Origin of the sequence: Winogradskyella epiphytica (assembly GCF_003217215.1) — a bacterium.
Classification (GTDB): Bacteria; Bacteroidota; Bacteroidia; order Flavobacteriales; family Flavobacteriaceae; genus Winogradskyella; species Winogradskyella epiphytica.
In genome coordinates, this window is the sequence record NZ_QJTD01000003.1 from 207196 (window position 1) to 218685 (window position 11490).

Annotated in this window: 12 protein-coding genes; 7 read left to right on the forward strand and 5 right to left on the reverse strand. The window is 34.0% G+C overall.

Annotated elements, in window-relative coordinates:
- Positions 1–23: 23 nt before the first annotated feature.
- Complete coding sequence (gene mtaB / locus DFQ11_RS09830) at positions 24–1355, forward strand: tRNA (N(6)-L-threonylcarbamoyladenosine(37)-C(2))-methylthiotransferase MtaB (protein WP_110475712.1); 1332 nt, start codon at positions 24–26, stop codon at positions 1353–1355.
- Positions 1356–1418: 63 nt separating this feature from the next.
- Here mtaB and DFQ11_RS09835 read toward each other — a convergent pair whose 3' ends face one another.
- On the reverse strand, positions 1419–1715 hold the full coding sequence (locus DFQ11_RS09835) for an N-acetyltransferase (protein WP_110475713.1): 297 nt from the start codon (positions 1713–1715) through the stop codon (positions 1419–1421).
- Positions 1716–1876: 161 nt separating this feature from the next.
- Between DFQ11_RS09835 and DFQ11_RS09840 the strand changes: the two genes are divergently transcribed.
- The 3 genes from DFQ11_RS09840 to cls are packed head-to-tail and all read left to right on the forward strand — an operon-like array spanning position 1877 to position 4993.
- A complete protein-coding gene (locus DFQ11_RS09840) occupies positions 1877–2539 on the forward strand; it encodes an alpha/beta hydrolase (protein ID WP_110475714.1) in 663 nt (220 codons plus the stop codon).
- 48 nt (positions 2540–2587) lie between these two features.
- On the forward strand, positions 2588–3541 hold the full coding sequence (locus DFQ11_RS09845; protein ID WP_110475715.1) for a lytic transglycosylase domain-containing protein: 954 nt from the start codon (positions 2588–2590) through the stop codon (positions 3539–3541).
- A gap of 3 nt (positions 3542–3544) precedes the next feature.
- The gene (cls, locus tag DFQ11_RS09850) at positions 3545–4993 is read left to right on the forward strand and encodes a cardiolipin synthase (RefSeq protein ID WP_110475716.1); all 1449 of its coding nucleotides are present in this window, start codon (positions 3545–3547) and stop codon (positions 4991–4993) included.
- A 4-nt stretch (positions 4994–4997) separates the two neighbouring features.
- On the opposite strand, the gene DFQ11_RS09855 is transcribed toward cls, so the two are convergent.
- Entirely contained in the window at positions 4998–5576 is a 579-nt protein-coding gene (locus DFQ11_RS09855) for a tetratricopeptide repeat protein (protein ID WP_110475773.1), read from the reverse strand.
- Positions 5577–5892: 316 nt separating this feature from the next.
- On the opposite strand from DFQ11_RS09855, the gene rpmH reads away from it, so the two are divergent.
- The 3 genes from rpmH (at position 5893) to DFQ11_RS09870 (ending at position 9528) form a co-directional block, all read left to right on the forward strand.
- On the forward strand, positions 5893–6054 hold the full coding sequence (gene rpmH, locus DFQ11_RS09860) for a 50S ribosomal protein L34 (protein WP_110475717.1): 162 nt from the start codon (positions 5893–5895) through the stop codon (positions 6052–6054).
- A gap of 128 nt (positions 6055–6182) precedes the next feature.
- Positions 6183–9035, forward strand: a complete 2853-nt coding sequence (gene carB, locus DFQ11_RS09865) for a carbamoyl-phosphate synthase large subunit (protein ID WP_110475718.1) — start codon at positions 6183–6185, stop codon at positions 9033–9035.
- Between the two features lie 76 nt (positions 9036–9111).
- On the forward strand, positions 9112–9528 hold the full coding sequence (locus DFQ11_RS09870; RefSeq protein WP_110475719.1) for a T9SS type A sorting domain-containing protein: 417 nt from the start codon (positions 9112–9114) through the stop codon (positions 9526–9528).
- 50 nt (positions 9529–9578) lie between these two features.
- On the opposite strand, the gene DFQ11_RS09875 is transcribed toward DFQ11_RS09870, so the two are convergent.
- The 3 genes from DFQ11_RS09875 to DFQ11_RS09885 are packed head-to-tail and all read right to left on the reverse strand — an operon-like array spanning position 9579 to position 11438.
- A complete protein-coding gene (locus DFQ11_RS09875; protein ID WP_110475720.1) occupies positions 9579–10118 on the reverse strand; it encodes an acyl-CoA thioesterase in 540 nt (179 codons plus the stop codon).
- Entirely contained in the window at positions 10111–10824 is a 714-nt protein-coding gene (locus DFQ11_RS09880; protein ID WP_110475721.1) for a DUF3307 domain-containing protein, read from the reverse strand. The genes DFQ11_RS09875 and DFQ11_RS09880 overlap by 8 nt, the downstream gene beginning before the upstream one ends.
- Complete coding sequence (locus tag DFQ11_RS09885) at positions 10821–11438, reverse strand: transcriptional regulator (RefSeq protein ID WP_110475722.1); 618 nt, start codon at positions 11436–11438, stop codon at positions 10821–10823. The genes DFQ11_RS09880 and DFQ11_RS09885 overlap by 4 nt, the downstream gene beginning before the upstream one ends.
- Positions 11439–11490: the final 52 nt, after the last annotated feature.

Sequence of the window (11490 nt, forward strand, 5' to 3'; positions counted from 1 at the left end):
GCCAACTTGGTAAAAGTACAAGAATGAATCCAACAAAAAAAGTCGCATTTTACACACTTGGTTGTAAACTTAATTTTTCTGAAACATCTACTATAGCGAGAAGCTTTTCAGACGAAGGTTTTGATCGTGTGGATTTTAAAGAACCTGCAGATATCTACGTGATAAATACCTGCTCTGTAACTGAAAACGCAGACAAGCGATTTAAAACGATTGTAAAGCAGGCGCAGAAAACTAATCCTAATGCATTTGTTGCCGCAATTGGTTGTTATGCACAACTAAAACCTGAGGAATTGGCTGATGTTAATGGTGTAGATTTAGTGCTAGGTGCGACTGAGAAATTTAAGATCACGGATTACTTAAATGATCTGACTAAAAACGATTTTGGTGAAGTGCATTCTTGTGAAATTGAAGAAGCCGATTTTTACGTTGGAAGTTATTCCATTGGAGATAGAACAAGAGCATTTCTAAAAGTTCAAGATGGTTGTGATTATAAGTGTACCTACTGTACCATTCCGTTAGCAAGAGGTATTTCTCGTAGCGATACGATGGAAAACGTTCTAAAAAATGCTAAAGAAATTTCAGAACAAGGTATTAAAGAAATTGTATTAACTGGGGTTAATATTGGTGATTATGGGAAAGGTGAATTCGGCAACAAAAAACACGAACATACTTTTTTAGACTTAGTTAAGGAATTGGATAAGGTAGAAGGTATTGAGCGTTTAAGGATTTCTTCGATTGAGCCTAACCTATTAAAGAACGAAACCATAGATTTAGTTTCTAAGTCAAGAGCATTTGTTCCTCATTTTCATGTGCCTTTGCAAAGTGGAAGCAACGACATTTTAAAGAAGATGAAACGTCGCTACATGAAAGAACTTTATGTAGATCGCGTGACAAAAATAAAGGAAGTGATGCCGCATGCTTGTATTGGTGTCGATGTAATTGTAGGTTTTCCAGGAGAGACGGATGAATTATTTTTAGAGACCTATAACTTTTTAAATGAGCTAGATATATCCTATTTACATGTCTTTACGTATTCTGAGAGAGATAATACGGAAGCCGCTGAAATGGGTAATGTCGTTCCAAATAAAGTAAGAGCAAAACGCAGTAAAATGCTAAGAGGCTTATCGGCAAAAAAACGTAGAGCCTTTTATGAGCAGCAAATAAATACAGAACGTACTGTTTTGTTTGAAGGTGAAAATAAAGAAGGCTATATACACGGATTTACTGAAAATTATGTCAAAGTAAAAGCGCCTTGGAATCCGGAATTAGTAAATACACTTCAAAAAATCAGGTTAACAAAGATTGATGAAGACGGTTTAGTTAGATTTGATGTTGTTGAAGCTTTGACGGCTTAATAAATATAAAAAATCCGAAACTTTTTCAATTTCGGATTTTTTTATTCTCAATAAGGATAAGAATTATATTCTGATTCCCACTGGCAGCATTCGTTGGTATTTTCTGTTTCGCCTTACAAATTTTGCAATGTCCGGACTTGTAGGTACCACGCTTATATTGCGCTCTTTAATGTTTGAAAAGACTAAATCGATAAAATCTAGTTCAAGCTGTTCAGTTCTAATAGCATCAGGAATAATCATTTTTGTTAAGAAGATTTTTCGCTCTTGTAAAGAGTATTCGATAATTGCCATTTCGTTTTCAACATTTAATTCAAATTGACGCAGAAAATCATTGTCAATTAATTCAGCAGTTTCCATCATAATTACTTTTTATTAAATTCGGAGGTTGGCGAGTAGAAACTATAAATTTATATAGTTTTGCAGTGCAAAGGTACAAAAAATCAACGTATGTTTCACTTAATCAATGTGAAACCTTAATTTGTAACACTTGAAGTTCGCCCTATTTAAGAATTAAAAAGCCTATGAATTCCGATTTGACACATGTTTATTTAATGCCAGGAATGGCTGCAAATCCATCAATTTTTGAATACATTAAATTGCCAGAAGATAAGTTTGCAATTCATTGGTTGGAATGGCAAATTCCCAATAAAACCGAAACACTCGAGGACTATGCCAAACGCATGTGCGAATTTATTAAGCACGATAATATCGTTTTATTAGGCGTCTCATTTGGTGGTGTTCTCGTGCAGGAAATGAGTAAGTATCTCAAGGTGAAAAAGTTGTTTGTAGTGTCTAGTGTTAAAACTCATTATGAGTTGCCAAAACGACTAAAATTGCTTAAAATAACTAAGGCTTATAAGATTCTACCAACACAATTGGTGGGTAATATCGATTTATTAGCAAAATACGCATTTGGAGAAACCGTTAAAAAGCGGGTAGATTTATATAAAAAATACCTCTCCGTGAACGATAAGACTTATTTGGATTGGGCAATTAAGCAAATGGTATGTTGGGAACAAGAAGAAGCTCATGCTGAAGCTATTTATATACATGGAGATAAAGATGCTATCTTCCCTTATTCTTGCGGAGGAAATTGTATTGTGGTCAAGGGAGGTACACATATTATGATCATCAATAAATATAAATGGTTTAACGAAAATTTACCAAAACTTATAGAGGACTGAACTTGAATTCTGTCCTAAGATTGTTTACATTTATAAAAAAGAAAAATTATGAAAATTATTAAGAATGGTTTAGCGTTAATTGGAGTTGTCTGTGTGTCAGGCTTGTTCATTTTCTCTATGCAAAAATCACCTGATGAGAAGTCCCCATCAGATTATTCTATAGAACTAGAAGATTCAAAAGAAAACAGCTACAATGTGTATGCTATAGATATGCCTGAGGATTTAAATTTTGCAGGTGAAAAGGTTCCTGTAAATGATCCTGATATTTATGAGCGCATGGATAGAGAATTGTTAGTGAATACGTATTGGCAATCTAATGGACTCCTTATGTTTAAACGTGCACAAAAATATTTTCCAATTATAGAACCGATTTTGAAAAAGAATGGTGTTCCTGATGATTTCAAATATTTGGCAGTGATTGAAAGTGGCTTGGTTCAAACGGCGAAATCACCTGCAGGTGCAAGTGGGATTTGGCAAATTATGCCCGCTACAGGTCGTGAAAATGGACTAGAAGTAAACTCTAATGTCGATGAACGCTATAACTTAGAAAAAGCAACCGAAGTGGCTTGTGATTATTTGAAAAAGGCTAAGGCCAACCTAGGCTCATGGACTAAAGCTGCAGCGGCTTATAATGCAGGTAATGCAGGCGTATCAAGACGTCTAAAAGAGCAAGATGTGAGTGACTATTATGATTTATTACTAGGAGAAGAAACGGGGCGCTATGTTTTTAGAATTGTGGCTTTAAAGGAAATCCTTTCTCATCCAAAGAAATATGGCTTCAACTTTGATAAAACACACCTATATAAAAAGGTGCCTACTTACAAAGTAGAAGTAGATACGGCTGTAACTGATTTTGCTCAATTTGCTAAAGGTTTTGATATCAACTATAAAATATTGAAACTACATAACCCATGGTTACGTGAACCGCACTTAAACAATAAATCGAGAAAAAAATATCTTATCGAGATACCTGAAAAAGGCTATTATAATACCCAATTATAATTTTTGGAATTTGTAAAAAACCATATCTGGCAAATACTAATTGTTCTCAATTATACAATTGCATTATCTGCAGTAGCTACTATTTTGCTTAAAAAGGTGAACCCTACTAAAGCATTAAGCTATATTATTGGTTTATTGGCGCTTCCATTTTTAGGTATTATTGTGTATTACCTCTTTGGGCAAGAATATCGAAAGTCTAAAATTTTTAGTAGAAAGAATGTTTTAAATCAAACGGTTGTAAAAAAGATTCAACAAGAATTAGAACTCGATACTAAGGAAATTGATGTGGTAGATGACTTATTGGATGAAAAAGCAAAACTCATCCCGTTACTTTATAATAATGAAAAGTCTAAGTTGACAATCAATAATGAAGTTACTCTTATTAAAAATGGAGATGATAAGTTTGAATTATTGTTTGAAGATCTAGCGTCTGCAAAACACCATATTCACCTTGAATATTTTATCATAAAAGATGATAAAATAGGAACGGAACTTCTTAATATATTATGTAAAAAGTCTGAAGAAGGGGTAAAGATTAGAATCGCTATAGATGACGTAGGTAGCTCTATTTCTTCAAAAATGAAGCGAAAAATCAAGGATAGCGGAATTGAAATGTACCCATTTATGCCGGTATTATTTTCAAAGTTTACGGGCCAAATGAATTATCGTGATCATCGAAAGATTATTGTAATCGATGGAAAAATAGGATATATTGGTGGTGTAAATATTTCTGATAGTTATGTGAACGCCAATAATGAAAGGTATTGGAGAGATACGCATCTTCGAGTAGTTGGTGAAGCGGTTAAGCCCTTGCAAATTTTATTTTTTACCACTTGGGATTTTGTAAGCGAAGGACAATCAGAAATATCAAAAGCTTATTTTCCTGAACACGACTGTAAGGCAAATGTGCCAATACAAATAGCGGCTAGTGGTCCTGATACAGACTGGTCTAATATTATGGAGGCCATATTTATAGGAATCACCAATGCTGAGGATCATGTGTATATCACCACACCATATTTTATTCCAAATCCTGAAATTGTTACGGCACTTCAAGTGATAGCTAGAAGTAATAAAGAGGTTAAAATAATTGTTCCAAAAGAATCAGATTCATGGATTGCGGAATATGCTACTAATTCGTATTTGGAGTTGCTCTTAGAAGCAGGAGTAGAGGTTTACCGCTATACAAAAGGCTTTATTCACGCTAAAACCATGGTGGTTGATGGGGTATTTAGCACCGTAGGAACAACCAATATGGATTATAGAAGCTTCAATATAAATTTCGAAATTAATGCCTTAGTTTATAATAAAGACATAAGTCGACAGTTAACAGAATTCTTCAATGACGACTTAAAAGATTGTGAAAAACTAGAATTAGAATCATGGCAGAAGCGATCTAAACGCACAAAACTTATCGAAGCTGTTGCGCGTTTAATGGCTCCACTCTTATAAATTATTACCTTCTACTTCTTCTGTTTTGTCTTGGCGAGGTTGGCTGACCGTATTGTTGTTTCGGTATCATAGCCTTTTTCATTTGTTGCTTCATCATTTTTATTTGTTCAGCAAGCATATCTCTTTTATCTAATTTCTCTGCTTCAGCTAAAAGTTTTTGAGCTTCTGCTTTTCTACGTTTAGAAAACGCAATTCCAGCTAAGTTTAATTTAGCCATAGCCATATCATGATCCATAGATAACCCTAAGTTCACAGCTTTTTTAAAGTAAGCTTCAGCTTCATTCATATTGGTTTGAGAAACCATGATACCATTAAGGTAATTTAAATAACCTTGTTGCTTTTTTACTAAAGCGCCTTCAGGATTCTTAATTTTATCTAACCACTTTTTAGCACCTTCAAAATCTTGCTTCCTTAATTTTAAAAAGGCTAACAAAATCATTTCATTCTTAAAGTATAAGAAAATAAAGATGGTTGACAATAAAAGGTACATTATACCATTACCAATTTCGCCTTGAGTGAACTCATATATACCGTAACCAATGATTAAAGCGGCTAGTACTAATTTTATATTTTTATTGAACATAGTTCTATGTGTTTTTTTTACAGAGCGCAAAGGTAATAAAAACAAAGAATTTAATTTCATTTTTAATATTGAACTAAAAAAAAGCAGATTGACACCCTTTTAAACTTTGATTAAATAAAAAATAAACTAGAAATAAGGACAGAAAATTAAGCGTAAAATAGTAGTTTTGTGGACGCAACAAATGGAGTTGAAAAAATCTCTGAAAATTTTTCTTTTGCTTCTTGCTAAAGTAAAAACTTGTTGTATATTTGCACGCAGTTTTGAGAGAGGACTCAAACTCATTTAAAGGAATATTAGTTTTTAAAAATATAAGACAATGCCAAAAAGAACGTTTCAACCGTCAAAAAGAAAGAGAAGAAACAAGCACGGTTTCAGAGAAAGAATGGCTTCTGTTAACGGAAGAAAAGTTTTAGCACGTAGAAGAGCTAAAGGTAGAAAAAGATTGTCTGTGTCTTCTGATACAAGACATAAGAAATAATGATTAACAATTGTTAATATATTAGGGCGTTACTTAGGTGTAACGCCTTTTTTTGTATCCTATTGATGCGTATTTTTGCAAAACCAAAGAAAGAAAAATATTTTCCACAGTAATAAATATACACTCACATGCCAAAAAACAACAACATAAAGTCTATTTTACTTATCGGTTCAGGTCCTATTGTCATAGGGCAAGCCTGTGAATTTGACTATTCTGGTTCTCAAGCCTTGCGTTCGCTAAGGGAGGATGGAATAGAAACGATTTTAATAAATTCTAACCCTGCCACGATCATGACAGATCCTACAATGGCAGACCATGTGTACCTTTTACCATTAACTACAAAATCTTTAATTCAAATTTTAAAAGAGCATCCACAAATTGATGCTGTTCTTCCAACAATGGGAGGACAAACCGCATTAAATTTATGTATTGAAGCGGATGAAAAGGGAATTTGGGAAGACTTTAATGTTGATATTATCGGTGTGGATATCGATGCTATTAATATTACTGAAGATAGAGAGCAGTTTAGAGAATTAATGTTGAAAATAGGAGTTGGTATGGCGCCTCAAGCCACTGCCACTTCTTATTTAGAAGGTAAAGAAATTGCTCAAGAATTTGGTTTTCCTTTAGTGATTAGAGCATCTTATACTTTAGGTGGAGCAGGAGCCTCATTTGTATATAAAGAAGAAGATTTTGATGAATTATTAAAACGTGGTTTGGAAATTTCTCCAATTCACGAAGTTATGATTGATAAGGCATTAATAGGCTGGAAAGAATATGAATTAGAGCTTTTGCGTGACAAGAATGATAACGTTGTTATTATTTGTACCATTGAAAATATGGATCCAATGGGAATCCATACAGGTGATTCCATCACATTGGCACCAGCAATGACGCTTTCTGATAAAACCTATCAAAAAATGCGTGATATGGCCATTCATATGATGCGTAGTATTGGTGATTTCGCAGGAGGATGTAATGTACAGTTTGCGGTGAGTCCAGATGATGAAGAGGAAATCATTGCTATCGAAATCAACCCTCGTGTATCACGTTCATCAGCCTTAGCGAGTAAAGCGACTGGTTATCCTATTGCTAAAATCGCATCGAAATTGGCTATTGGTTACACTTTAGATGAATTAGATAATCAAATTACAAAATCGACCTCAGCTTTATTTGAGCCAACTTTAGATTATGTAGTTGTAAAGATTCCACGTTGGAATTTTGATAAATTCGAAGGCTCTGATAGAACTTTAGGCTTACAAATGAAATCAGTAGGAGAAGTAATGTCTATAGGACGTTCGTTCCAAGAAGCGCTACATAAGGCGACGCAGTCTTTAGAAATTTCGAGAAATGGTTTAGGAGCAGACGGGAAGAGTTATAGAGATTATGATACAATCATTGAAAAATTAACTAACGCAAGTTGGGATCGCGTATTTGTTATTTACGATGCGGTTGCTATGGGAATCCCATTAAGCCGAATTCATGAAATCACTAAAATAGATATGTGGTTCCTAAAACAATACGAAGAGTTATTTCAACTTGAAAAAGAGATTTCTACTTTTAAAATAGAAACAATTGAGCGTGACCTATTACTCGAGGCCAAACAAAAAGGTTATGGAGATAGACAAATAGCGCATATGCTAAATTGTTTAGAGAGTCAGGTGTATAACAAACGTAAAGAGCTTAATGTCAATCGTGTATTTAAATTAGTGGATACTTGTGCTGCCGAATTTAAAGCGCAAACCCCTTATTATTATTCAACTTTTGAGAGTGAAGTTGAACGTCCGGATGGAACGACATATGTTCATAACGAGAGTGTTGTAACGGATAAAAAGAAAATTATTGTTTTAGGATCTGGTCCTAACCGAATTGGTCAAGGTATTGAGTTTGACTACTGTTGTGTTCATGGTGTTTTAGCAGCTGCGGAATGTGGTTATGAAACCATAATGATAAACTGTAATCCTGAAACGGTTTCTACAGATTTCGATATTGCAGATAAGTTATATTTTGAACCTGTATTTTGGGAACATATTTACGACATCATTCAACATGAAAAACCAGAAGGTGTTATTGTTCAATTAGGAGGACAAACCGCTTTAAAATTAGCCGAGAAATTAGAGCGATATGGTATTAAGATTATGGGAACAAGTTACCAAGCTTTAGATTTAGCTGAAGACAGAGGTAGTTTCTCTAACATCTTAAAGGAGCACAATATTCCTTATCCAGAATTCGATGTTGCTGAAACAGCAGAGGAAGCTTTGGCAATTGCAGATGTACTAAACTTTCCAATTTTGGTAAGACCGTCTTATGTACTTGGTGGACAGGGAATGAAAATTGTGATTAACAAGAAAGAGCTTGAACATCATGTGATTGACCTATTAAAGTCAATACCAGGAAATAAACTGTTATTAGACCATTATTTAGATGGTGCAATCGAAGCTGAAGCAGATGCAATTTGTGATGGTGAGAATGTGTATATCATTGGAATCATGGAGCATATAGAGCCATGTGGAGTGCACTCTGGTGATAGTAACGCCACACTGCCACCATTTAATTTAGGTGAATTTGTAATTCAACAAATAAGAGATCATACTAAAACTATTGCCTTAGCGCTTAATACAGTAGGTCTAATCAACGTACAGTTTGCTATCAAGGATGACATCGTTTATATTATTGAAGCGAATCCAAGAGCTTCCCGTACAGTTCCGTTCATAGCAAAAGCATATAAAGAACCCTATGTGAACTATGCGACGAAGGTTATGTTAGGTGAGAAGAAAGTAACTGATTTCAACTTCAATCCGCAACTAGAAGGCTTCGCGATTAAGCAACCTGTGTTCTCATTTAATAAGTTCCCGAATGTAAATAAGCAACTAGGACCTGAAATGAAAAGTACAGGGGAAAGTATCTTATTTATAGATAGCTTAAAGGACGATCAGTTTTACGATCTTTACGCAAGAAGAAAAATGTATTTGAGTAAATAATGGCATAGTTTTCGATAAAAGGTATATCGTTATTCGTTAATAATTACTAACTTAGCTTTAGTAGAGCACATAACTAATGAGAAAAATATTACTCGGACTTATTTCAATTTTCACTTTTGCTTCTATGAGTGCTGATAACTCATGGCAACAAGAGGAAGGGCTTTATGGCCATTTAAGTTCTGATTTTTTCTATGCTCACCAAGAGAATGAGTTACCAGTCAGAACAAGTTTTGAAGTGAATTTTAATTTGTTTCAAGATGGTCTGTTTAAGATTTCACCGAATCCATCAAAAAATAGATTGAATATTAAATTACCAAAATCGTTTGATAATATGACGGTTGAAGTATTTGATGTTTTAGGGAAGCGCGTTCATAGAAGTGTGATTACGAATTTAGATTCTACTATCGATGTATCTCGTTGGAAAACTGGCGTATATCTTGTAAAGGTCTCTAACGATATAGAATCACAGACTAAGCGATTTATCAAACAATAAAAGATTATAATACAAAGAAAAAAGCTGCTTCAACAATGAAGCAGCTTTTTTTATTTAAAGTCAATTTGAACACGATAATCCTTCAGTTGTTCAAGGTAGTTGTCTACGTTTTTATACACTTGATTTAATTCATCATCTTTTCTAATCTCCATTTCACGACGCTTAATCGCTTTTATAAAACGTTTAGCATCCATCTTTGTAGTTAGCTTTAAACCAGGGACGGTTGCGGTTTTTCCGTTATCATCTAAGGCCACCATGGTGAAATATGAAGAGTTACAATGTTTTTTAGCACCCGTTCGAATGTTTTCTGCTTCAACTCGTATACCAACTACCATAGAAGATTTCCCTACATAGTTTATAGAAGCTTTCATGGTTACAAGCTCACCAACTTCAATAGATTGCATAAAATTTACCTTATCCACTGAGGCGGTAACGCAATAACTTCCGCAGTGTTTAGAGGCGCAAGCAAAAGCCACTTGATCCATTAAACCTAAAATATATCCTCCATGAATTTTACCACCAAAATTAGTGTTAGAGGGTAACATGAGTTCTGAAATTAAGATTCTTGATTCTTCAATAGTTTTATACATATAGTCTAAAATTTAAGTAAAGTAAACTAATCACAATGGCAATACCAAAACTGATTAAAGTACCTATTAAAATGTATTCTGTTAATTTTCGTTCTTTTGATGCCGTAAGGTCTCCAAATCTAAATACAGATTTAGCGGTAATTAAAAAACCGACAGCTTCCCATTGACCAACCACAATAAAAGTGAAAACTAATAAGCGTTCTAAAATACCAATATATTTTCCGGCGTCTTTTAAGGATTCGTTATCTTTTGTGAGCTTAGCAATGTTCCATTTTGAAAAAATAATTTTCATGATGATGGACGCAGGTGTTGTTAAAAACGCGATGCAGATGATTAAAAGCAGGAGTTGATCGTTAGGTATAAATTCAAAATTATAAGTCTTGGAATAGAAAAGAGCTGGTAAACCTATTATGGTGGCAATATGAAGAATTTGATCTATAAAGAAGAAAATTCGCTTGTTGTTCTTTTGTTGTAATATGAGTTTGAAACTATCTATGATTAAGTGTAATAAACCAATACCTAAAATTAAGGGAGTATAAGACAAGTCCCATATGAATAGAAACATGAGGGCTAAATGTACTGCGACATGAACGTACAGCCAAACCGATTTTAACTTATGTTTCTCCTTGTGCTTCACCCATTTTTGAGGTTGCAAAAAGAAGTCACCAATAAGATGGGCTAATAAAAGTTTTAAAATAAGTATCATACGGCGCTTTTAATTTTATCTCTATACAGATTGTCTAATTCTAAAATCTCATCTAAATAAGCACGTTTTTGTCTTGTACTTATAGCATTCTGATTGATTCCAATAATCTGTCCTAATTCAGCTTGCAAGGCTTTAGGGTGTTCAATACTTAATTTTACAACTTCAGCTGAATTGACGGTCCATCTATCCATCGCAATGAGCGCAAGTTTAAAATAGAGATTGAGTTCTTTATCAACTTGAGAGTTATTAGACTTTATGCGTAGGTTGACTTTCTCTTTTTTTAATTTTTCTAAAGTCTCTCCAGAATAGATAAAAGCATCACCTCCTGATTCACTTACGCTTTTACCTTTATAGGATTTTTGACCTATTCCAATAGCCAACCTTACGTCCAAACCATGAATAACTTTAATGCAGGCCTTGATGTAAACGGCCGCACTAAAACTTGAAAATACATCTTTTAATTCTATCTGAAAACTATCGCCTCGATAAATATCCCAATGAGCTTCATTCGAACATAAGTAAGATAAGGCCTTCTTTAAGGTTGATAACCAGATCTCTGTGTCTTCTTGAGTTCTAGATTTAATGATGTCGCCGGTAATTACACTTGTTTTCATATATCACAATTATAGGTGATATTCAAATATATCACATTTTTAAGTGATAAAC

Coding starts and splice junctions, on each gene's coding strand:
- mtaB (WP_110475712.1), top strand. CDS start 24: ATGAATCCAACAAAAAAAGTCGCATTTTACACACTTGGTTGTAAACTT.
- DFQ11_RS09835 (WP_110475713.1), bottom strand. CDS start 1,715: ATGATGGAAACTGCTGAATTAATTGACAATGATTTTCTGCGTCAATTT.
- DFQ11_RS09840 (WP_110475714.1), top strand. CDS start 1,877: ATGAATTCCGATTTGACACATGTTTATTTAATGCCAGGAATGGCTGCA.
- DFQ11_RS09845 (WP_110475715.1), top strand. CDS start 2,588: ATGAAAATTATTAAGAATGGTTTAGCGTTAATTGGAGTTGTCTGTGTG.
- DFQ11_RS09855 (WP_110475773.1), bottom strand. CDS start 5,576: ATGTTCAATAAAAATATAAAATTAGTACTAGCCGCTTTAATCATTGGT.
- rpmH (WP_110475717.1), top strand. CDS start 5,893: ATGCCAAAAAGAACGTTTCAACCGTCAAAAAGAAAGAGAAGAAACAAG.
- carB (WP_110475718.1), top strand. CDS start 6,183: ATGCCAAAAAACAACAACATAAAGTCTATTTTACTTATCGGTTCAGGT.
- DFQ11_RS09870 (WP_110475719.1), top strand. CDS start 9,112: ATGAGAAAAATATTACTCGGACTTATTTCAATTTTCACTTTTGCTTCT.
- DFQ11_RS09875 (WP_110475720.1), bottom strand. CDS start 10,118: ATGTATAAAACTATTGAAGAATCAAGAATCTTAATTTCAGAACTCATG.
- DFQ11_RS09880 (WP_110475721.1), bottom strand. CDS start 10,824: ATGATACTTATTTTAAAACTTTTATTAGCCCATCTTATTGGTGACTTC.
- DFQ11_RS09885 (WP_110475722.1), bottom strand. CDS start 11,438: ATGAAAACAAGTGTAATTACCGGCGACATCATTAAATCTAGAACTCAA.